The 20781-nt window shown below is 40.8% G+C and carries 20 protein-coding genes and 2 other annotated features; all 20 genes read left to right on the top strand.

Annotation, left to right across the window (positions count from 1 at the left end):
* The first annotated feature begins 7 nt into the window (after positions 1-7).
* The 20 genes from GLW08_RS20065 to rpoC all read left to right on the top strand — a co-directional run bounded on the left by GLW08_RS20065 (position 8) and on the right by rpoC (position 20781).
* On the top strand, positions 8-1123 hold the full coding sequence (locus tag GLW08_RS20065) for a PIN/TRAM domain-containing protein (protein WP_160850394.1): 1116 nt from the start codon (positions 8-10) through the stop codon (positions 1121-1123).
* Positions 1124-1242: 119 nt separating this feature from the next.
* A complete protein-coding gene (gene ispD / locus GLW08_RS20060) occupies positions 1243-1941 on the top strand; it encodes a 2-C-methyl-D-erythritol 4-phosphate cytidylyltransferase (RefSeq protein ID WP_160850393.1) in 699 nt (232 codons plus the stop codon).
* A 4-nt stretch (positions 1942-1945) separates the two neighbouring features.
* Entirely contained in the window at positions 1946-2431 is a 486-nt protein-coding gene (gene ispF, locus GLW08_RS20055; RefSeq protein WP_160850392.1) for a 2-C-methyl-D-erythritol 2,4-cyclodiphosphate synthase, read from the top strand.
* A gap of 102 nt (positions 2432-2533) precedes the next feature.
* The gene (gene gltX / locus GLW08_RS20050) at positions 2534-4003 is read left to right on the top strand and encodes a glutamate--tRNA ligase (protein ID WP_160850391.1); all 1470 of its coding nucleotides are present in this window, start codon (positions 2534-2536) and stop codon (positions 4001-4003) included.
* Between the two features lie 44 nt (positions 4004-4047).
* Positions 4048-4271 (top strand) — a binding site (T-box leader).
* Positions 4272-4389: 118 nt separating this feature from the next.
* Positions 4390-5055: a serine O-acetyltransferase gene (cysE, locus tag GLW08_RS20045; RefSeq protein WP_160850390.1), complete on the top strand. Its 666-nt coding sequence runs from the start codon at positions 4390-4392 to the stop codon at positions 5053-5055.
* Positions 5045-6445: a cysteine--tRNA ligase gene (gene cysS / locus GLW08_RS20040; protein ID WP_160850389.1), complete on the top strand. Its 1401-nt coding sequence runs from the start codon at positions 5045-5047 to the stop codon at positions 6443-6445. Before cysE ends, cysS begins: the two co-directional genes overlap by 11 nt.
* Before the next feature lie 2 nt (positions 6446-6447).
* Positions 6448-6855 (top strand): Mini-ribonuclease 3, encoded by a 408-nt coding sequence (locus GLW08_RS20035; RefSeq protein WP_160850388.1) that lies wholly within the window; start codon positions 6448-6450, stop codon positions 6853-6855.
* The gene (rlmB, locus tag GLW08_RS20030) at positions 6855-7598 is read left to right on the top strand and encodes a 23S rRNA (guanosine(2251)-2'-O)-methyltransferase RlmB (protein ID WP_160850387.1); all 744 of its coding nucleotides are present in this window, start codon (positions 6855-6857) and stop codon (positions 7596-7598) included. Before GLW08_RS20035 ends, rlmB begins: the two co-directional genes overlap by 1 nt.
* Positions 7599-7601: 3 nt before the next feature.
* A complete protein-coding gene (locus GLW08_RS20025) occupies positions 7602-8111 on the top strand; it encodes an NYN domain-containing protein (protein ID WP_160850386.1) in 510 nt (169 codons plus the stop codon).
* Between the two features lie 83 nt (positions 8112-8194).
* A complete protein-coding gene (gene sigH / locus GLW08_RS20020; RefSeq protein ID WP_160850385.1) occupies positions 8195-8845 on the top strand; it encodes an RNA polymerase sporulation sigma factor SigH in 651 nt (216 codons plus the stop codon).
* 74 nt (positions 8846-8919) lie between these two features.
* Positions 8920-9069, top strand: a complete 150-nt coding sequence (gene rpmG, locus GLW08_RS20015; RefSeq protein WP_160850384.1) for a 50S ribosomal protein L33 — start codon at positions 8920-8922, stop codon at positions 9067-9069.
* 42 nt (positions 9070-9111) lie between these two features.
* Positions 9112-9285 carry a preprotein translocase subunit SecE gene (gene secE, locus GLW08_RS20010; RefSeq protein ID WP_036819868.1) on the top strand — a complete coding sequence of 58 codons (174 nt, stop codon included), beginning with the start codon at positions 9112-9114 and terminating at the stop codon, positions 9283-9285.
* A gap of 136 nt (positions 9286-9421) precedes the next feature.
* Positions 9422-9958: a transcription termination/antitermination protein NusG gene (nusG, locus tag GLW08_RS20005; protein WP_036819866.1), complete on the top strand. Its 537-nt coding sequence runs from the start codon at positions 9422-9424 to the stop codon at positions 9956-9958.
* 141 nt (positions 9959-10099) lie between these two features.
* A complete protein-coding gene (rplK, locus tag GLW08_RS20000) occupies positions 10100-10525 on the top strand; it encodes a 50S ribosomal protein L11 (RefSeq protein WP_036819862.1) in 426 nt (141 codons plus the stop codon).
* A 113-nt stretch (positions 10526-10638) separates the two neighbouring features.
* Complete coding sequence (gene rplA / locus GLW08_RS19995; protein ID WP_160850383.1) at positions 10639-11337, top strand: 50S ribosomal protein L1; 699 nt, start codon at positions 10639-10641, stop codon at positions 11335-11337.
* A 48-nt stretch (positions 11338-11385) separates the two neighbouring features.
* Positions 11386-11541 (top strand) — a sequence feature (ribosomal protein L10 leader region).
* Positions 11542-11612: 71 nt separating this feature from the next.
* Positions 11613-12113: a 50S ribosomal protein L10 gene (gene rplJ / locus GLW08_RS19990; protein WP_160850382.1), complete on the top strand. Its 501-nt coding sequence runs from the start codon at positions 11613-11615 to the stop codon at positions 12111-12113.
* A 52-nt stretch (positions 12114-12165) separates the two neighbouring features.
* Positions 12166-12528, top strand: a complete 363-nt coding sequence (rplL, locus tag GLW08_RS19985; RefSeq protein ID WP_160850381.1) for a 50S ribosomal protein L7/L12 — start codon at positions 12166-12168, stop codon at positions 12526-12528.
* A gap of 80 nt (positions 12529-12608) precedes the next feature.
* Positions 12609-13229, top strand: coding sequence for a class I SAM-dependent methyltransferase (locus GLW08_RS19980; protein ID WP_160850380.1), 621 nt, complete (start codon positions 12609-12611; stop codon positions 13227-13229).
* Positions 13230-13546: 317 nt separating this feature from the next.
* A complete protein-coding gene (gene rpoB, locus GLW08_RS19975; protein ID WP_160850379.1) occupies positions 13547-17098 on the top strand; it encodes a DNA-directed RNA polymerase subunit beta in 3552 nt (1183 codons plus the stop codon).
* Between the two features lie 65 nt (positions 17099-17163).
* A complete protein-coding gene (rpoC, locus tag GLW08_RS19970; protein ID WP_160850378.1) occupies positions 17164-20781 on the top strand; it encodes a DNA-directed RNA polymerase subunit beta' in 3618 nt (1205 codons plus the stop codon).

The following is a 20781-nucleotide window of genomic DNA, read 5'->3' as shown; positions in this document are numbered from 1 at the left end:
GACCGTGTTGCTAAAAAGGGTCGTGCAATTATTTATTGTTATTGCTGGAGGTACAATTGGGTTTTTGTATCTGCCAGACTTATTAGGCTTACTAGGATTATCAGAACCTACTTGGCTTAACAACCAAGTGACCACAACGATTCTTGGAGCTATTATTCTCTATTTATTAACGTTTTGGTTTGTAGATTACATTGTAGATTTTTTGAGATGGGTGGAAGAAACCCTCGTCAATGTACCGGTAGCTGACTTGTTATTTGGTAGCTTAGGTCTAATTGTAGGTTTGATTGTTGCTTATCTAGTAAACATTCCGTTAACAGATATCAGCATTAACGTCGTGTCGCAGGTGGTACCAATCTTTTTAACCGTTATACTTGGATATTTAGGTTTCCAGGTCGGTTTCAAACGTCGAGATGAATTTATTAACATTCTTTCTGTTGCTACCAAAAAAGAGAAAGAGAAGAAGAAGCACTCTGATAATGAAGAACAGGTTGATGATGAGCCATCTATGAAACATCCGAAAGCAAAGATATTAGATACAAGCGTTATTATTGATGGCCGAATTGCTGATATCTGCCAAACTCACTTTCTAGAAGGTACTGTGTTAATTCCTCAATTCGTGTTAGAAGAGTTGCAGCATATCGCTGATTCCTCTGATGTGTTGAAGCGTAATCGTGGTCGTAGAGGGCTTGATGTCTTGAATCGCATGCAAAAAGAACTCCCTGTAAACGTAGAGATTTATGAAGGGGATTTCGAGGATGTTCAAGAGGTAGATAGTAAGCTTGTAAAACTAGCTAAACTCATAAACGGCGTGGTTGTAACGAATGATTTTAACCTTAATAAAGTATGTGAATTTCAAAATGTTCAAGTATTAAATATAAACGATTTAGCAAATGCTGTTAAACCAGTAGTTCTACCTGGTGAAGAACTTACCGTTCACGTTATTAAAGACGGAAAAGAACAAAACCAAGGTGTAGCTTATTTGGATGACGGTACAATGATTGTCGTTGAAGAAGGAAAAGATTATATTGGACAAACAATTGAAGTATTGGTAACAAGTGTATTACAGACTTCAGCAGGACGAATGATTTTTGCGAAGCCAAAATTACTTGAAAAAGCTTTATAAAAAAGGTATAAACAAATAGAGGAAAACAACAAAAGTGATAACGGGATCGTTATCGCTTTTGTTATGTTTGATAGACTTACTCCAAATAATTACGTAATCTGAAATTAGGATGGATTTTTATGGTCCCGTATCAAATCATAATATTAGCCGCAGGGCAAGGGAAGCGTATGAGAGCGAAGCAAAACAAACAATTTATCTGCCTGGAAGATAAACCTTTAATCGTACATACACTAGATGTTTTTAATGAAGATCACAATTGCACGTCGATTAATTTAGTTATTAACCCGAATGAACAGTCGGAGATGGAAAACCTCATCGCTTGCTACAAATACATGGATAAAGTTAAATTCGTTCACGGTGGTACCGAAAGGCAAGATAGTGTGTACCAAGGGCTTAAAGCATGTGATTCTAAAGAAGGCGTTGTGTTAATCCATGATGGTGCCCGCCCATTTGTAAAAAAAGATAATCTAGACAAATTAACCGAAGAAGCAGAACGCGGGGGTGCTGCGCTGCTTGCTGTTCCTGTAACAGACACGATCAAACGGAAAACTGCTTCAGGTCTGACATCTTTAAATCGTAGTGAACTCTGGGCTGCCCAAACACCACAGGCATTTCATTTTTCCATCATTGAAAAAGCGCATGAACATGCTAAAAATACCGGTTTTCTAGGTACCGATGATGCATCGCTAGTCGAGCAACTCAGATTACCAGTCGAAATTGTACAAGGTAGCTATGATAATATTAAGCTGACAACACCTGAAGATGTCGAGAAAGCTCAGGCTATTTTAAATAAGCGTAGTATGAATGAAGGAGAGTGATGGCATGTTTAGAGTTGGACAAGGGTTTGATGTACATCAGTTTGCTGAAGGTAGACCTTGTATTGTAGGCGGGGTGACCATCCCATATGAGAAAGGCTTGCTTGGTCACTCAGATGCAGATGTATTACTTCATACGGTCGCAGATGCATGTTTAGGAGCGATTGGTGAAGGCGACATTGGTAAGCATTTTCCTGACACAGATCCGGAATTCAAAGATGCTGATTCCCGCCAATTGTTACACCATGTGTGGAAATTAGTCGAAAACAGAGGATATTCCCTGGGAAATGTCGATTGTACAGTTATCGCTCAAGCGCCGAAAATGGCACCCTATATTGAGGAAATGCGTTCAAATATCGCAGGTATATTAGGGACAGAACCTTCACAAGTTAATGTTAAGGCAACCACTACGGAAAAATTAGGGTTCACAGGGCGTAAAGAAGGAATAGCAGCTCAAGCGGTTGTTTTACTTCAGCAATCTGAATCGCTATAATATGGGAGGAAATGAACAAGCATTAACGCATACATCCCATTAGCATGATAAACTAAAGATATACATAAATACGAATGTTCCAATATAGGAAGGAGAAAAAATATGACGAATGAAGTTCGCGTACGCTACGCGCCAAGCCCAACTGGACATTTACACATTGGGAATGCTCGTACAGCCCTATTCAACTATTTATATGCTCGACATCTAGGAGGTAAGTTTATTATTCGTATTGAAGATACGGATGAAAAGCGAAACGTAGCTGGAGGAGAGCAAAGCCAAATGGAATTCCTGAAATGGTTAGGAATCGATTGGGATGAGAGTGTGGATGTTGGTGGAAAGTACGGTCCGTACCGCCAAATGGAACGCCTTGATATCTACCAAAAATATATCGATGAGCTACTTGAAAAAGGTTTCGCGTACAAATGCTACATGACCGAAGAAGAACTAGATGAAGAGCGGGAAGCACAACGCGCCCGTGGGGAAGTGCCGATGTATTCTGGTGCGCATCGCGATTTGTCAGAGGAGCAGCAGAAACAGATGGAAGAGGAAGGTCGTAAGCCAAGTATCCGTTTACGTGTACCTGAGGGACAAACCTACACCTTTAACGATATTGTTCGCGGCGATATCACATTCCAATCTAGTGATTTTGGAGATTGGGTAATTCAGAAGAAAAATGGTACACCAACGTACAATTTTGCTGTTGCTATTGATGATTACTTAATGAAAATTACACATGTATTGCGCGGTGAGGAACACATCTCCAACACACCTAAACAAATGATGGTATATGATGCATTTAATTGGGAAGCACCTAGCTTTGGTCATATGGCACTTATTCTGAATGAGCAACGCAAAAAGCTAAGTAAACGTGATGAGCATATTCTTCAGTTTATTGGTCAGTACAAAAATTTAGGTTATTTACCAGAAGCGTTATTCAACTTTATTACCCTTCTAGGTTGGTCACCAGTAGGCGAAGAAGAAATCTTCACACGAACTCAGTTGATTGATATCTTTGACCCAGAACGCCTAGCTTCTTCCCCGGCTGTTTTTGATCCGCAGAAGCTGAAATGGATCAACAATCAATATATGAAGGCTGCAGACCTTGAACGTGTAGTGGAGCTAGCGCTACCTCATCTGATTGAAGCGGGACGCCTACCTGAAAACATGTCGGAAGACCAACGTACGTGGGCTACTGAGCTAATTGCACTATATCAAGAGCAGATGAACTATGCTGCAGAAATAGTCGAGCTAACTGAATTATTCTTCAAGCAAGAAATTGAATATGATGAAGAAGCGATGGAAGTGTTACGTGGTGAACAAGTTCCAGAAGTACTTGAAACCTTAAGTACCAAACTTGATGAAATGGAAGGATTTGAGCCAGCAGCTATTAAAGCTGCAATCAAAGCAGTTCAAAAAGAAACAGGTCATAAAGGCAAGAAATTATTCATGCCTGTACGTGTCGCCACAACAGGTCAAACACACGGCCCAGAGCTGCCAAACGCTATTTACTTGCTCGGTAAAGAGACGGTACAGGTTCGTTTAACCAGTGCTGTGCAACAATTAAAAGCATAGAAATTCACATTTCACGTAAAGTGTAATATATTAGAACTATCCTATAAGGAACGTAGAAGAGGATAAGTAAAAAGTGGCTTCCATACACAGAGAGAATCGCCATCGGCTGCAAGTGATTCTTTGGATCCCTTTTGAAATGCACCTCTGAGTCTTTTGTTGAAATAAGTACACAAAAGCGGCTTTCTCCCGTTATAGAGAATGAAGTTGGAGAGTCATACAATCAACATGATTCTCAAACAGAGTGGAACCGCGCAAATGCGTCTCTGTGTTATAAAAACACAGAGACGCATTTTTTATTTTCTAGGAAATGAGATGTATTTGGCTTATGTACAACTTAGATAGGTTGAAAGTCTAATAAAATGAATGCAGAAGTAGGAGGTACAGGTATGGGTGGATTGTTTAAAATGTTTAAAGAAGATGTCGATGTAGTGTTTGATCAAGACCCCGCAGCACGAAGCCGTGTTGAAGTAATACTGACATATGCTGGACTTCATGCGATTTGGTCGCATCGTATAGCCCATGCTTGTTATAAGAAGAAGTTTTTCTTTCTTGCACGAGTTATATCTCAAATTAGCCGTTTCTTTACAGGGATTGAAATTCATCCTGGTGCCAAAATTGGCAGACGGTTTTTTATAGACCATGGTATGGGCGTCGTCATTGGAGAGACGTGTGACATAGGGGACAACGTAACAATCTTTCAAGGAGTAACCCTTGGCGGTACAGGAAAAGAAAAAGGAAAAAGGCATCCAACCTTAAAAGATTACTCTCTTGTTGCAACAGGAGCTAAGGTCCTTGGTTCGATAACCATTGGAGAAAACTCGAAGGTCGGTGCTGGCTCTGTTGTGTTACATGATGTCCCAGACCACTCAACAGTAGTGGGTATCCCTGGGCAGGTAGTTGTACAAAATGGAAAGAAAGTTCGTAAAGATTTAGACCATCATAAAATGCCGGATCCGGTAGCAGATCAATTTACTAAAATGGAAAAAGAATTAAATGAACTAAAAACAGAAATACAGGAGCTCAAACAAGGAGTGAAGAAAGATGACAATTAAAATCTATAACACCCTAACAAGGCAAAAAGAGACATTCCAGCCGATAGAAGAGGGAAAAGTAAAGATGTATGTATGCGGGCCTACTGTATATAACTATATTCACATTGGAAATGCTCGCCCAGCTATTGTATTTGATACGGTCCGTCGTTACCTTGAGTATAAAGAATATGATGTGCATTATGTTTTGAATTTCACTGATGTAGATGACAAGTTGATAAAAGCTGCCAATGAACTAGGAACTGAAGTGCCTGAAGTAGCGGAGCGTTTTATTGCAGCTTATAAGGAAGATGTTGGTGCTTTTGGTGTCAAAGAAGCGGTTGACCATCCGAGAGTTACAGAAAACATGGATGAGATCATTGGATTCATCCAAACGTTAATTAATAAGGGTCATGCATATGAGTCAGAGGGGGATGTCTACTTCCGTACACGTTCTTTTGATACGTATGGTAAGCTTTCACAACAATCTGTCGATGACCTACGTACAGGTGCTCGAATTGAAGTAGGGGAGAAGAAGGAAGATCCTCTTGATTTTACATTATGGAAAGATGCCAAAGATGGCGAGATTACCTGGGATAGTCCTTGGGGTGAAGGACGCCCGGGATGGCACATTGAATGCTCAGCTATGGCAAAGAAATATCTAGGGGACACTATTGATATTCATGCAGGTGGCCAGGATTTAACGTTTCCCCACCACGAGAATGAGATTGCCCAATCAGAGTCCTTAAACGAGCAAACATTTGCGAACTATTGGATGCATAATGGGTATATTAAAATAGAAAATGAGAAGATGTCTAAATCACTCGGGAACTTTGTTCTAGCTCACGATATTATTAAAATCCATGACCCACAGGTTATCCGTTTCTTCATGTTAAGTGTTCATTACCGTCATCCGATCAATTTTAGTGAAGAGCTATTAGAAGGTGCTAAAAATAGCTTAGACCGTATTAAAAATGCTTACCAGAACTTAGAACATCGCAAACAAGCGGCAACAAACATGGAACAATCGAAGAAGGAATGGCTTGAAAAACTTGAAAGCTATAAGGCGCAATTTGTGGCTGAAATGGATGATGATTTTAACACCGCAAATGCTATATCAGTATTATTTGATATCACAAAAGATGCAAACGTCTATTTGCAGTCAGATCATACTTCCGTAGATGTCATTGAAGCTTTTCAATCGGCATTAGTTGAATTATCTGGAATTTTAGGTGTCCAAATTGGAGGCCAAGAAGAACTACTAGACGACGAGATTGAAGATTTAATTCAACAACGTATTAATGCTAGACAAAACCGAGATTTTCAAACTGCCGATGAAATTCGTGATGAATTAAAAGAGCGTAACATCATCCTAGAAGACACACCACAAGGTACACGCTGGAAACGAGGGTAAGGATGAACCAACAAGAGGTAGACGTGAAAGAAATGAAAAGCTTAACCCTTGCTTATATGGGGGATGTTGTCTATGAACAATATGTGCGTGAGCACCTTATTCGTGGAGGGAAGGTGAAGCCGCAGCAGCTGCATCAAGCTGCGGTTCGCTTTGTTTCTGGAAAATCTCAGGCAAGTGTATTGCATCACTGGCAAGACGAAGAACTTTTAACTGAATCCGAAGAAAGTGTTGCTCGCAGAGGTAGAAATGCCAAGTCTGGAACGATCCCTAAGAATCTTGATGTTCAGACGTACCGGTATAGCACAGCGTTTGAAGCGTTAGTTGGTTATCTCTATTTTTCAGAACAAAGAGATCGGCTGGATGAATTGGTTAAAAAAGCCATCCAATATGTAGAAGAAAGGGGATCATAATGAAGGATGAATGGATTTTAGGAAAAAACGCTGTTTTAGAATCACTAAAATCAGGACGAGCTATTAATAAGATAATGGTATCAGAACAAATGCAACAACAAGCAAGTCAGCAAATCCATAAGCAAGCAAAAGAACATGGTATCCAAGTGCAAAAAGTACCGAAGAAGAAATTGGATCAACTGGTAGACGGTAATCACCAAGGAGTTATCGCTTCTGTGGCTGCTTACACGTACAGTGAACTAGAAGACATTTTTCAAAAAGCGAAGGATAAGGATGAAGCTCCATTTATTTTAATTCTCGATGAGATAGAGGACCCTCATAATCTAGGTTCCATCTTGAGGACGGCAGATGCTGCTGGTGTACATGGAGTGATCATTCCAAAACGTCGTTCCGTTGGCTTAACTGGGACGGTAGCGAAGACTTCGACTGGTGCGATTGAATACATCCCAGTTGTTCGTGTTACCAACATCGCTCGTACGATTGAAGAATTAAAAGAAGAACATGTTTGGGTAGTAGGTACAGATGCGAAAGGTGATGAAGATTTCCGTCAACTGCAAGGTGATATGCCAATTGCACTTGTAATTGGAAGTGAAGGAAAAGGGATTAGTCGTTTAGTTAAAGAAAAATGTGATTGGACTGTCCATTTACCAATGGTTGGCCATGTTACGTCGTTGAATGCTTCCGTAGCAGCCAGCTTATTAATGTATGAAGTTCATCGGAAACGTCATCCAATTGGGGAGTAAAGAATGATCGTTTTAATTGTCGATGGATATAACATTATTGGGGCATGGCCAGAACTCCAAACCTTAAGAGATAAGGATTTGGGTTCTGCCAGGGACCTTCTTATCGAGAAAATGGCAGAATATCAAGCGTACTCAGGAGCTCAGGTCATTGTTGTTTTCGACGCCCATTATGTTCGCGGTATTGAAAAGAAAGTTAAGAATCATAAAATTGAAGTCGTGTACACAAGAGAAAATGAAACGGCAGATGAAAGAATTGAAAAGCTATCCAAGGAGAGAAAAAATGTTCGAAACCAAGTGTATGTAGCCACATCAGACTATACAGAACAGCGGACAATTTTTGCACAAGGCGCTTTAAGGAAATCGGCGCGGGAACTTCACATCGAAATGAAAAATATCGAAAAAGAAATTGAAAAGGAAGTTGAATCACAGAATCAGGTAAACCATAAGCCTAAGATTCCGATAAAAAAAGAAGTCCTGGATGTATTTGAAAAATGGCGTCGAGGGGAAAAGTAGACTTGGGCGCTGTTGACGCTTTTGAAGCGGTTACTGTATAATATTTCTATATCCATGGCAGTACGGTCGGGGGGAATCCTTACGTGAGCATCGGGCAGATAAGCACTGACAGCAATGATTTAGACCATTTATCGGATGAAGAAGTTGTAGAATTTGTTCATAAAGGTGATAGTCGAGCACTCGAACATTTAATCAACAAATACAAAAATTTCGTACGTGCCAAAGCTAGAACGTATTTTCTTATTGGAGCAGATCGTGAAGATATTGTACAAGAAGGAATGATAGGCCTTTACAAGGCGATTCGCGATTATCAAGAGGACAAGCTATCTTCATTTAAAGCCTTCGCAGAACTATGTGTAACTCGCCAAATTATCACTGCTATCAAAACAGCCACTAGACAGAAGCATATTCCACTTAACTCTTATGTCTCTTTAGACAAACCTATTTATGATGAAGAATCAGACAGAACACTTCTTGATGTGATTGCAGGCGCAAAAGCATTAGACCCAGAAGAACTAATCATTAACCGCGAACGGTTCGGGGATATGGAAGTAAAGATGTCTGAATTATTAAGCGAATTAGAACGAGAAGTCCTTACATTGTATTTAGAGGGGCAAACTTACCAGGAGATTTCTTTGGAACTTAATCGACATGTGAAATCCATTGATAATGCTCTTCAAAGGGTGAAACGAAAGTTAGAACGCTACCTTGAAATCAGCGAAATCACATTGTAGTACGAGCGTTGACAGGGTTAGGGGAGCATGGTACATTATTGGAAGTGACTAACCCTAGTAAGGGGCGGAGTACGTTGAGTAAAAAAGTCGTTTTAGCATGTGTTGAATGCATGAACCGAAATTATACTACTGAGAAAAATCCTAAGTTAACTAACGAGCGACTCGAAGTACGAAAATTTTGCAAGAATTGCGGTAAGCATACTCTGCATCGGGAGACGAAATAAACGTGCAAGCAAGCTATTAGGTGAAAGTTTGGGGGTACTACCATGATAAAGTTCTTTAAGAACGTATCAAGAGAAATGCAAAAGGTTAGCTGGCCAAAAGGTCGCGAATTGTCTAAATACACAGTAACGGTAATTACTACCGTTGCGTTTGTTGCAGTCTATTTTGCTGTCGTAGATCTTGGTATTTCTCAGATTCTTGAATTATTTTTCGAATAAAGCACTTATGATTATGTTATAATGTTACTAATACTTTCACTTCAAAAACCCGTTCTACGGGTTTTTTCATGTTGTAAAAAAAAATTCACTGAAATATCAACAAGGGAGGGAAGGGCAAACCGTTTGTCCTGACGCTATGGAAAAAAGATGGTATGTCGTACACACTTACTCAGGCTATGAGAATAAAGTGAAGAAGAACTTAGATAAACGCGTTGAATCAATGGGGATGGAGGATAAAATCTTTCGTGTCCTAGTACCCGAAGATGAAGAAACTGAAATTAAGAACGGGAAACGTAAGACACTGAAGAAGAAGACCTTCCCGGGCTATGTATTAGCAGAAATGGTAATGACTGATGATTCTTGGTATGTTGTCCGTAATACTCCAGGCGTTACAGGATTCGTTGGCTCTACAGGGTCTGGTTCAAAGCCAATTCCTCTCTTAGATGAAGAGATTGAAGCGGTTCTTAAGCGCATGGGAATGGACGAGCCAGTTCATGACATTGACTTTGAAATCAAAGAAAGTGTTCGTGTAACAGAGGGCCCTTTTGCAGACTTCACAGGAACTATTGAACATATAGACTTGGATAAGCAAAAGGTTAAAGTTCACGTGAATATGTTTGGTCGTGAGACGCCTGTTGAGCTAGATTTTTCTCAAATTGAAAAATTATCATAGTCTTCCCCTTGCATTCTATTTTTAAAAATGCTAGAATTTTTATGTTCTTTATGCCTCGAGTAAGAGGATTTATGTTTATAAAGAAGAGTGGGAGGGGCAAAGCCCCTGTAACCACATCACGGACTTAAGGAGGTGTGTCTCGTGGCTAAAAAAGTTATTAAAGTTGTAAAACTTCAAATTCCTGCAGGTAAAGCTAACCCGGCTCCGCCAGTTGGACCAGCACTAGGTCAAGCAGGTGTGAACATCATGGGTTTCTGTAAGGAATTCAACGCGCGTACAGCAGATCAAGCTGGTATGATTATTCCGGTTGAAATCACGGTATTTGAAGACCGTTCATTTACATTTGTTACAAAAACTCCACCTGCAGCAGTTCTTCTTAAAGACGCGGCTGGTATCAAATCCGGATCAGGTGAACCGAACCGTAATAAAGTTGCGACAATTAAGAGCGACAAAGTTCGCGAAATTGCCGAAACGAAAATGCCTGACCTAAACGCTGCTGACGTAGATGCAGCTGTGCGTATGGTAGAAGGTACAGCGCGCAGTATGGGACTTGTTATCGAAGACTAATCCCACAGCGGCCCTGATATGTAGGAAAAGGTTGCGAGGATGGAGCTTTTACCATTTCGCAACCTTTATTCGTGGGAGGTAAAACCGTTATAACCACAAAGGAGGAAATGAAAATGGCAAAAAGAAGTAAAAGATATCAAGAGCTTTTGAAGCTTGTAGATAAAACAAAAAGCTATGATGTTACAGATGCAGTAGATCTTGTAAAACAAACATCAAAAGCTGGTTTTGACGAAACAGTTGAAGCGGCATTCCGCTTAGGCGTAGACCCTAAAAAAGCAGACCAACAAATTCGTGGTGCTACAGTTCTACCACACGGTACTGGTAAATCACAGCGCGTTCTTGTTTTCGCTAAAGGCGATAAAGCAAAAGAAGCTGAAGCAGCTGGTGCAGACTATGTAGGTGAACAAGAGCTAATCAACAAAATCAACCAAGGTTGGTTTGAGTTTGATGTAGTTGTAGCTACACCTGATATGATGGCGGAAGTTGGTAAGCTTGGTCGCGTACTAGGACCAAAAGGCTTGATGCCAAACCCTAAAACTGGAACAGTTACGTTTGAAGTAGAAAAAGCAGTTAATGAAATCAAAGCAGGTAAAGTTGAATACCGCGTTGATAAAGCAGGAAATATTCATGTTCCAATCGGGAAAGTTTCCTTTGAGGATAGTAAACTAGCTGAGAACTTCACGGCGATTACTGAAACGCTAATGAAGATTAAACCTCAAGCTGCTAAAGGAACTTACATGCGTAATGCTTCCATCGCATCTACGATGGGTCCTGGTGTACGTGTTGATGTTTCTGGCTTTAAATCTAACTAATTTATCGTTGACATTCTAAAAAGCGTTAGTTATAATTGCTTTTGTTGAATAAATAAATACGTTATACCGTAGACAGTAGGTGCGAGACAGTCGCTTAAATTACCTACCGAGGTGTGTAGATAATAATTTGAGATAGTTGTTCGCTCATAACTATCTCGGACTTATGTGCCTCCATGTCTACATGGGGGCATTTTTAATGGCAAAATTTCGCACGCGTCTTTTTATGAACAACGGCACCCTACTGGTATGATGAAAACTCAATAGGAGGTGGAACGATGAGCAAAATTATTGAGCATAAGAAGCAGATTGTCTCTGATATTGCAGAGAAGCTTCAAAATAGCAAATCAACAGTTCTTGTTGATTATCGCGGTCTAGATGTTGATACAGTAACCAATCTTCGTCAACAGTTACGCGAAGCAGGCGTTGATTTCAAAGTGTACAAAAACACAATGACTCGTCGTGCAACAGCAGAAGCTGAACTTACAGATCTTGATGAAGTTCTTGTAGGCCCAACAGCTCTTGCGTTTAGTGCAGATGATGCTGTAGCTCCAGCTAAAATCATCAATAACTTCGCGAAAGAAAACGACGCTCTTGAGATTAAAGGCGGCGTTGTTGAAGGAAATGTTGCTACTGTAGCACAACTACAAGAGCTTGCAGAACTACCGGATCAGGATGGTCTATTATCCATGCTTCTATCTGTACTACAAGCACCGATGCGCAACTTCGCACTTGCTACAAAAGCAGTTGCGGATCAACAAGAAGAACAAGGCGCTTAATCGCCTGACGACTTACAGTCATATAGCATAAAAATTTTAAGGAGGACTAATCATGACTAAAGAACAAATTATTGAGTCAATTAAAGAAATGAACGTTCTTGAACTTAACGATCTAGTTAAAGCAATTGAAGAAGAATTTGGTGTAACTGCTGCTGCGCCTGTAGCTGCTGGAGGCGGCGCTGCTGCTGAAGTTGAAGAAGAGCAAACTGAATTTGACGTTGTACTTGAAGATCCAGGTGCTTCTAAGATCAAAGTTGTTAAAGCAGTTCGTGAAATCACTGGCCTAGGCCTAAAAGATGCTAAAGACGTTGTAGACAACGCTCCTAAAGCAATCAAAGAAGGCGTATCAAAAGAAGAAGCTGAAGAAATGAAAGCTAAGCTAGAAGAAACTGGCGCTAAGATCGAACTTAAGTAAGGAAAGCAAAAAAGCTCGCTGACTATCGGCGAGCTTTGCTTTTGCCTTTAACGTAATGATTGCTCGGGTAGGTGATAGGGATGGCTGAACATTATTATTCAAAAAATCCCGGATCAAAAAGTGCTCAAAAGCATTGGACATTTCAATTAAGAGGAAGAAAGCTGAGCTTTAGCACAGATCAAGGGGTATTTTCTAAAGATGAAGTTGATTTTGGTTCAAGGACTCTTATAGAATCCTTTGAAGAACCTGGTATTCAAGGAGAATTTCTTGATCTGGGTTGTGGATATGGCCCAATTGGTCTTTCCCTCGCTCTGGAGTATCCAGGACGTAAAGTAGTAATGGCAGATGTGAATGATAGAGCCTTGGAATTAGCGAAGAAAAACGCTGAACAAAACGATGCTACTAATGTAGAAATTTTGGAGAGTGACCAATTTCAGGCGATTCAGGGAAGGCAGTTTGCATCTATATTAACGAATCCGCCGATTAGAGCTGGAAAACAGGTTGTACATTCTATGCTTAAACAAAGCTTTGAAGCCCTTTTACCGCTTGGTGAGTTATGGGTAGTCATTCAAAAAAAGCAAGGAGCCCCATCTGTTCATTCCCTATTAGAAAAAATGTTCGATGAAGTAGAGATCATCAAACGTAGTAAAGGCTATTACGTACTCAAAGCTAAAAAGATTGACTCGGATTTACAGGTATGATAGTATTGAAAAATGCCAATAAGTAAGTCTTTTTGTCAAGATTTTTTTTGAGTTTTTTGTGTATAATTCTCTTGACATAAGTCAAGACTTGTAAAATCGAATGAAAAGAATAAGAATTGTGGTTTTGTATGAAACCCTTTTTTCTTTTGTCTAACGTTAGAGAAAATGAAAAAATCTATTACATTCGTCTCTAGACGAATGTGTATATATAGTACTGGCACAGATAGGTAATAAAGATCTGTGTTGGTTAGTTCGGCATGTAGTTTTGCCGAACGATTTTTTCTTTATTAAAATGCTTGATTTGAGGGGTGAATCAGTTGACAGGTCAACTAGTTCAGTATGGACGACACCGCCAACGAAGAAGTTATGCGCGCATCAGCGAAGTACTTGAATTGCCAAACTTAATTGAAATTCAAACCGCTTCTTATGATTGGTTCTTAGAAGAAGGTTTGAGGGAGATGTTCCAAGACATTTCTCCAATTGAAGATTTCACAGGGAATCTATCACTAGAGTTTGTCGATTACACTCTAGGAGAACCAAAATATCCAGTGGATGAATCTAAAGAGCGAGATGTCACTTATTCAGCTCCTCTTCGTGTGAAAGTTCGCTTGCTTAATAAAGAAACTGGCGAAGTAAAAGAGCAAGAAGTGTTCATGGGTGATTTCCCACTTATGACTGATGTAGGTACATTTGTCATTAACGGAGCAGAACGTATCATTGTTTCTCAGCTAGTACGTTCCCCAAGTGTTTATTTCAGCCCGAAAGTAGATAAAAATGGTAAAAAAGGTTACACAGCAACTGTTATTCCTAACCGTGGTGCATGGTTAGAATTTGAAACAGATGCAAAGGATGTAGCTCATGTACGTATAGATCGTACACGTAAATTACCAATCACTGTACTCCTAAGAGCTCTAGGTTTTGGAACAGATCAAGAAATTATTGACCTTATTGGTGAAAATGAATTCTTGAAGAACACACTAGAGAAGGACAACACAGAAAATAGTGAGAAAGCCTTACTAGAAATCTACGAGCGTCTTCGCCCAGGTGAACCACCAACAGTTGAAAACGCGAAGAGTTTATTAATCTCACGGTTCTTTGATCCGAAGCGTTATGATTTAGCGCATGTTGGACGTTATAAGATTAATAAAAAACTTCATATTAAAAACCGTCTGTTCAACCAAGTGTTAGCAGAAACACTGGTAGACCCTGAGACGGGTGAAGTATTAGCAAATGAAGGCGATAAGCTAGACCGTCGTCTGTTAGATAAAATCATACCTTATTTAGAAGGTAATGAAGAAGATAATCTTGGCGATAGTGTAATTGAACCTAATGAAGGAGTGCTAGATGATTCAGTTCGGATTCAATCCATTAAGATTGTTGATCCAACCGATCCTGAGGGTGAGAAATCACTTAATGTGATTGGAAACGCTCAAATCGATCATAGTACGAAGAACATTACACAATCTGATATTATTGCTGCTGTAAGTTACTTCTTTAACCTACTACACAACGTGGGTGGTACAGATGACATTGACCACTTAGGTAACCGTCGTCTCCGCTCAGTTGGTGAGTTGCTACAAAATCAATTCCGTATTGGTTTATCCCGTATGGAGCGTGTAGTACGTGAGCGTATGTCTATTCAAGACACGGCATCTATTACACCGCAGCAACTAATCAACATTCGTCCAGTAATAGCTTCTATTAAAGAGTTCTTTGGTAGTTCACAGTTATCACAGTTCATGGACCAAACTAACCCACTAGCTGAGTTAACGCATAAGCGTCGTTTATCAGCGTTAGGGCCTGGTGGTTTGACACGTGAACGTGCTGGTTTCGAAGTTCGAGACGTACACTATTCTCACTATGGTCGTATGTGTCCAATTGAAACGCCAGAAGGACCAAACATCGGTCTTATTAACTCCTTATCTTCCTATGCGAAGGTGAATAAATTCGGGTTTATCGAGACACCTTATCGTCGTGTTGATCCAGAAACGAATAAAGTTACAGCGCAGATTGACTATCTTACAGCAGATGAAGAAGACAACTACGTTGTTGCACAGGCAAACGCGAAGCTTGATGAAGATGGGGCCTTCACAGATGAGGAGGTTATCGCTCGTTTCCGTGGTGAAAACACTGCAGTGAAACGTGAACGTCTTGATTACATGGACGTTTCTCCTAAGCAGGTTGTTTCTGCGGCAACAGCATGTATTCCGTTCCTTGAAAATGATGACTCCAACCGTTCCCTAATGGGCGCGAACATGCAGCGTCAGGCAGTACCATTGATGGAGCCAGAATCACCAATTGTAGGTACTGGCATGGAGTATGTATCAGGTAAAGACTCCGGTGCAGCTGTATTGGCGAAGCATGAAGGTATTGTTGAACGTGTTGATGCTAAAGAAGTTCAAGTTCGTCGTATATCCATGGTAGATGGCAAAGAGGTTCAAGGTGACCTTGATCGCTATCGTTTCCAGAAATTTATCCGTTCGAACCAAGGTACTTGTTATAACCAGAAACCAATAGTAAGTGCCGGTGACCGTGTAGAACAAGGTGAAATCCTTGCTGACGGCCCTTCTATGGAAAAAGGTGAATTAGCATTAGGTAAAAACCCTCTAGTTGCATTCATGACATGGGATGGCTATAACTATGAGGATGCTATCATCATGAGCGAACGTCTTGTGAAAGACGACGTGTACACTTCTATTCACATTGAAGAGTATGAATCAGAAGCTCGTGATACGAAGCTAGGACCTGAAGAAATCACTAGAGACATTCCAAACGTTGGAGAAGACGCGCTACGAGACTTAGATGATCGCGGTATTATTCGTGTGGGTGCTGAAGTTAGCGATGGTGACTTACTAGTTGGTAAGGTGACGCCAAAAGGTGTAACAGAGCTATCTGCAGAAGAACGTTTATTACATGCAATCTTCGGTGAGAAAGCACGCGAAGTACGTGATACATCTCTACGCGTACCACATGGTGCTGGCGGTATTGTGCTAGACGTGAAAATCTTCAACCGTGAAGACGGTGATGAGTTACCTCCTGGAGTTAACCAACTTGTACGTGTTTATATCGTACAAAAACGTAAGATTTCAGAAGGGGACAAAATGGCAGGTCGTCACGGAAACAAGGGTGTTATTTCCCGTATTCTTCCTGAAGAAGACATGCCATACTTGCCAGATGGAACACCAGTCGATGTCATGTTAAACCCATTAGGTGTACCTTCACGTATGAACATCGGTCAGGTATTAGAGCTACACTTAGGTATGGCTGCTCGAGAGCTAGGCATTCATGTGGCAACCCCTGTATTTGACGGTGCTCGGGAAGAAGACGTATGGGAAACATTGCAGGAAGCTGGAATGGCTCGAGATGCGAAAACGATTCTTTATGATGGACGAACAGGTGAACCTTTTGATAACCGTGTATCCGTGGGCGTTATGTATATGATTAAACTAGCGCACATGGTAGACGATAAGCTTCACGCCCGTTCAACTGGACCTTACTCCCTAGTTACGCAACAACCATTGGGTGGTAAAGCTCAATTTGGTGGACAGCGTTTTGGTGAGATGGAGGTATGGGCATTAGAAGCATATGGTGCTGCATACACGTTACAAGAAATTCTAACGGTTAAGTCGGATGATGTCGTTGGTCGTGTTAAAACGTATGAATCCATCGTGAAAGGTTCCAATGTACCTGAACCAGGTATTCCAGAATCATTCAAAGTATTAATCAAAGAATTACAAAGTCTTGGTATGGATGTGAAGATGTTATCTGCTGACGAAACAGAGATTGATATCCGTGATATTGAAGAAGAGGAAACACAATCAGCAGAAAAGCTGAATTTAGATGGAGATCCAAAGGACGAAATTGAATAAAAGCTTGAGACGTTGTATTTCTAAGCTTAGGGTAAAACCTGGATACTATAAGGGAGGTAGGCCCCTTGCTAGATGTAAATAATTTTGAATATATGAAAATTGGTTTAGCTTCACCAGACAAGATACGCTCTTGGTCTTTTGGTGAGGTGAAGAAGCCAGAAACGATTAACTATCGTACATTAAAACCTGAAAAAGATGGACTGTTTTGTGAACGTATTTTTGGTCCTACAAAGGATTGGGAATGTCACTGCGGTAAATACAAACGCGTGCGCTACAAAGGGATTGTTTGTGACCGTTGTGGAGTAGAGGTTACAAAAGCAAAAGTACGTCGTGAGCGTATGGGGCACTTAGAACTAGCTGCCCCTGTCTCTCACATCTGGTATTTCAAAGGCATCCCAAGTCGTATGGGTCTTGTACTTGATATGTCACCACGTGCCCTTGAAGAAGTTATTTACTTTGCGGCTTATGTGGTTACAGACCCAGGTGACACAGCACTTGAGAAAAAGCAATTACTATCAGAAAAAGAATACCGCACTTACCGTGAAAAATACGGGAAATCATTTCAAGCAATGATGGGCGCGGAATCTATTCGTAGATTGCTACAAGACATTGATCTTGATAAAGAGGTAGAAACACTTAAGGAAGAACTTAAAACTGCTCAAGGTCAGCGACGTACTCGCGCTATTAAGCGTTTAGAAGTACTAGAGGCCTTCCGTGGATCTGGTAATGATCCTTCATGGATGATTCTAGATGTACTTCCGGTTATACCTCCAGAAATACGTCCAATGGTTCAATTGGATGGTGGTCGTTTTGCGACTTCCGATTTAAACGACTTATATCGTCGTGTTATTAACCGTAATAACCGCCTTAAGCGTCTGTTAGATCTTGGAGCTCCTACAATTATCGTGCAGAACGAAAAACGTATGCTTCAAGAATCTGTTGACGCCCTAATCGATAATGGTCGTCGTGGACGTCCAGTTACTGGACCAGGAAATCGTCCTTTAAAATCACTGTCTCACATGCTTAAAGGTAAGCAAGGTCGTTTCCGTCAGAACCTTCTAGGTAAACGTGTTGACTACTCAGGTCGTTCCGTTATCGTAGTTGGACCTAGTCTGAAGATGTACCAAGTTGGCCTTCCAAAAGAAATGGCTCTTGAGCTATTCAAGCCATTTGTTATGAGAGAGTTAGTTGATAGAGGACTTGCACACAATATTAAATCTGCTAAGCGTAAAATCGAGCGCATTCACCCAGAAGTATGGGATGTGCTAGAAGAGGTAATTAAAGAGCATCCAGTGCTTCTTAACCGTGCACCAACGCTTCACCGTTTAGGTATTCAAGCGTTCGAACCTACACTAGTTGAAGGTCGAGCAATTCGACTTCACCCTCTAGTATGTACGGCTTACAACGCAGACTTTGACGGTGACCAAATGGCTGTTCACGTACCTTTATCTGCAGAAGCGCAAGCTGAAGCTCGTATTTTAATGCTAGCAGCTCAAAACATCTTAAACCCTAAAGATGGTAAGCCAGTTGTTACTCCTTCGCAGGACATGGTATTAGGTAACTATTACCTTACTCTTGAACGTGAAGGTGCTATTGGTGAAGGTAAAGTATTCAAGGATACTCATGAAGCTCTAATTGCTTACCAGAATGGATATGTTCACCTACACACTCGTGTAGCTGTGCAAGCTTCTTCCTTGGATAATGGAACATTCACTGAAGAACAAAACAACCAGCTGCTAATTACTACTGTTGGTAAACTGATATTTAACGAGATTCTGCCAGAGTCGTTCCCATATATTAACGAACCAACGCAATCTAATCTTGAAGAACGAACTCCTGAACATTACTTCATCCCTAAAGGAACAAATGTAGTAGAAAACATTCAGGGTCGTGAGCTTGTAGAACCATTCAAGAAGAAGATTCTTGGTAATGTAATCGCTGAAGTATTCAAACGCTTTAAGATTAGTGAAACATCTAGAATGCTTGACCGTATGAAGGATCTTGGTTTCGCTTATTCCACTAAAGCAGGTATAACAGTAGGTGTCTCTGACATCGTTGTACTTCCTGAAAAACAAGAAATTCTTGATGAAGCTCAAGGCAAAGTAGATAAGGTTATGAAACAATTCCGTCGTGGTCTTATTACGGATGATGAGCGTTATGATCGTGTTATCGCTATATGGTCAGCAGCCAAAGACGACATTCAAGAACGTCTAATGAAATCCTTAGACCCAACGAACCCTATCTTCATGATGAGTGATTCTGGTGCACGTGGTAACGCATCTAACTTTACACAGTTAGCTGGTATGCGTGGTCTTATGGCCAATCCGGCTGGTAAGATTATTGAGTTACCGATCAAGTCCAGTTTCCGTGAAGGTTTAACGGTACTTGAGTACTTTATTTCCACTCACGGTGCGCGTAAAGGTCTTGCCGATACAGCACTTAAGACTGCCGACTCAGGTTATCTGACTCGTCGTCTTGTTGACGTGGCTCAGGACGTAATCGTTCGAGAGGACGATTGCGGAACAGACCGTGGCTTAGAGGTAATGGATTTACGTGAAGGTACTGAAATGATCGAACCAATTGTGGATCGTCTTGTTGGGCGTACTGCTTATCAAACCATTAAGCATCCAGAAACAGGGGAAGTGCTAGCGAAACCTAATGAAGTTATTTCAGAAGATGCAGCTAAGTACATTTCTGACTCTGGTGTTAAAACTGCAGTTATCCGCTCTGTGTTTACATGTAACACACACCACGGTGTATGTAAGAAGTGTTACGGCCGTAACCTTGCTACTGGTTCCGAAGTTGAAGTTGGAGAAGCAGTTGGAATCATCGCAGCACAATCAATCGGTGAACCTGGTACTCAGCTTACAATGCGTACCTTCCACACAGGTGGTGTTGCGGGAGATGACATCACACAAGGTCTTCCTCGTATCCAAGAGTTATTCGAAGCTCGTAACCCGAAAGGGCAAGCTGTAATCAGTGAAATTCATGGTACAGTAGAGGAAGTTAATGAAGTGAAAGACAAACTAGAGATTGCCATTCAAGGTGAAGTTGAAAAGCGTAGCTATACTGCTTCCTATGGTGCTCGTATGAAAGTTGCTGTTGGTGACTCTGTCATCGCAGGTGAACCATTAACAGAAGGTTCAATTGATCCAAAAGATCTATTGAAAATCCAAGGCTTAGAAGGCGTTGAAACGTACTTGCTAAAAGAGGTACAAAAAGTATATCGTATGCAAGGTGTTGAAATCGGCGACAAGCACGTTGAAGTTATGGTTCGTCAGATGCTTCGTAAAATCCGAGTACATGATGCTGGTGACACAGATGTTCTACCTGGCTCCTTACTTGAGATTCACCAATTCAAAGAAGCTAATGAATCTGCATTGCTTACTGGTAAACAACCGGCATTTGGCCGTCCAGTACTTCTCGGAATTACCAAGGCATCACTTGAAACAGATTCCTTCTTATCAGCAGCGTCCTTCCAAGAAACAACACGTGTTCTTACAGATGCTGCAATTAAAGGAAAACGTGATGAATTGCTTGGTCTTAAAGAGAATGTTATCATTGGTAAGCTTGTACCAGCTGGTACTGGAATGCCTAGATATCGCAGTGTTCAACCTGCATCAGATGAACTAACAGAAGATATGATTAAGGCAGAAGAGCCTGAAGAGATTACCCAATCCTAA

It is taken from the genome of Pontibacillus yanchengensis (assembly GCF_009856295.1).
Taxonomy (GTDB): domain Bacteria; phylum Bacillota; class Bacilli; order Bacillales; family BH030062; genus Pontibacillus; species Pontibacillus yanchengensis_A.
Note: the sequence above shows the minus strand (reverse complement) of the source record. Positions and strands in the feature narration are given on the sequence as shown.

Excerpts from the sequence above, each read along its gene's own strand:
- secE (WP_036819868.1), top strand. The coding sequence starts at position 9,112 with ATGATAAAGTTCTTTAAGAACGTATCAAGAGAAATGCAAAAGGTTAGC.
- nusG (WP_036819866.1), top strand. The coding sequence starts at position 9,422 with ATGGAAAAAAGATGGTATGTCGTACACACTTACTCAGGCTATGAGAAT.
- rplA (WP_160850383.1), top strand. The coding sequence starts at position 10,639 with ATGGCAAAAAGAAGTAAAAGATATCAAGAGCTTTTGAAGCTTGTAGAT.
- ispD (WP_160850393.1), top strand. The coding sequence starts at position 1,243 with ATGGTCCCGTATCAAATCATAATATTAGCCGCAGGGCAAGGGAAGCGT.
- GLW08_RS19980 (WP_160850380.1), top strand. The coding sequence starts at position 12,609 with ATGGCTGAACATTATTATTCAAAAAATCCCGGATCAAAAAGTGCTCAA.
- ispF (WP_160850392.1), top strand. The coding sequence starts at position 1,946 with ATGTTTAGAGTTGGACAAGGGTTTGATGTACATCAGTTTGCTGAAGGT.
- cysE (WP_160850390.1), top strand. The coding sequence starts at position 4,390 with ATGGGTGGATTGTTTAAAATGTTTAAAGAAGATGTCGATGTAGTGTTT.
- gltX (WP_160850391.1), top strand. The coding sequence starts at position 2,534 with ATGACGAATGAAGTTCGCGTACGCTACGCGCCAAGCCCAACTGGACAT.
- rplL (WP_160850381.1), top strand. The coding sequence starts at position 12,166 with ATGACTAAAGAACAAATTATTGAGTCAATTAAAGAAATGAACGTTCTT.
- GLW08_RS20025 (WP_160850386.1), top strand. The coding sequence starts at position 7,602 with ATGATCGTTTTAATTGTCGATGGATATAACATTATTGGGGCATGGCCA.
- rplJ (WP_160850382.1), top strand. The coding sequence starts at position 11,613 with ATGAGCAAAATTATTGAGCATAAGAAGCAGATTGTCTCTGATATTGCA.
- cysS (WP_160850389.1), top strand. The coding sequence starts at position 5,045 with ATGACAATTAAAATCTATAACACCCTAACAAGGCAAAAAGAGACATTC.
- rlmB (WP_160850387.1), top strand. The coding sequence starts at position 6,855 with ATGAAGGATGAATGGATTTTAGGAAAAAACGCTGTTTTAGAATCACTA.
- GLW08_RS20035 (WP_160850388.1), top strand. The coding sequence starts at position 6,448 with ATGAACCAACAAGAGGTAGACGTGAAAGAAATGAAAAGCTTAACCCTT.